Source organism: Erwinia sp. PPS120 (genome assembly GCF_047918655.1).
Taxonomy (GTDB): Bacteria; Pseudomonadota; Gammaproteobacteria; order Enterobacterales; family Enterobacteriaceae; genus Erwinia; species Erwinia tasmaniensis_A.
This window is the reverse complement of sequence record NZ_JBLREF010000063.1, coordinates 1-765: the sequence shown is the minus strand read 5'-3', so window position 1 is coordinate 765 and position 765 is coordinate 1. Positions and strand designations below refer to the sequence as shown.

Genomic DNA, 765 nt, shown 5'->3' with positions numbered 1-765 from the left:
TGAGCATACGCCAGGCATGCAGGATATTATCGCTGAGCAGGACGGTGTTTCGTTATCAACCGGATACCCGACGTGATGAGCCGGTCATCCAGAGCCTGACTGAGGTGGCCGAACGTTATCCGCGCTACGGATTTAAGAAGCTTTTTCAGGTGCTTCGCAGGAAGGGACATGTCTGGAACCACAAGCGCGTACACCGGATATATTGTCTGCTAAAACTCAATTTTCGTCGCAGGGGTAAACAACGCCTGTAGGTGCGTAATCCGGCTCCGCTGGCAACGCCGGAAGCACTTAACCAATGCTGGTCGATTGATTTTATGCACGACGCGCTGACATGCGGCCGACGTTTTCGGACTTTCAACGTCGTGGATGATTTTAACCGTGAAGCTCTGGCTATCGAAATTGACCTGAATATCCCGGCGCAGCGGGTCGTCCGGGTGCTGGACAGGATAGCAGCAACCCGTGGATATCCGCTGAAGATGCGGATGGATAATGGGCCGGAACGGGTATCACTGGCTCTGGCGCAATGGGCTGAAGATCATGGTGTGATGCTGGAATTTATTAAGCCGGGTAAGCCGACCCAGAACGCGTTTATCGAACGTTTTAACAGGACGTACCGGACAGAAATACTGGATTTTTATCTGTTCAGAACACTGGATGAAGCGCGGGAAATAACGGAGCGCTGGCTGAATGAATACAACAGTGAGCGGCCTCATGAATCCCTGAAAAACCTGACGCCGGAAGAATATGGGCTGATGGCTGAGAAAC

The 765-nt window shown here is 52.2% G+C and carries 1 pseudogene; it reads left to right on the top strand.

Annotation, left to right across the window (positions count from 1 at the left end):
- Nucleotides 1–765 (top strand): annotated as a pseudogene (locus ACLRGG_RS20940) (IS3 family transposase); the annotation flags it as partial.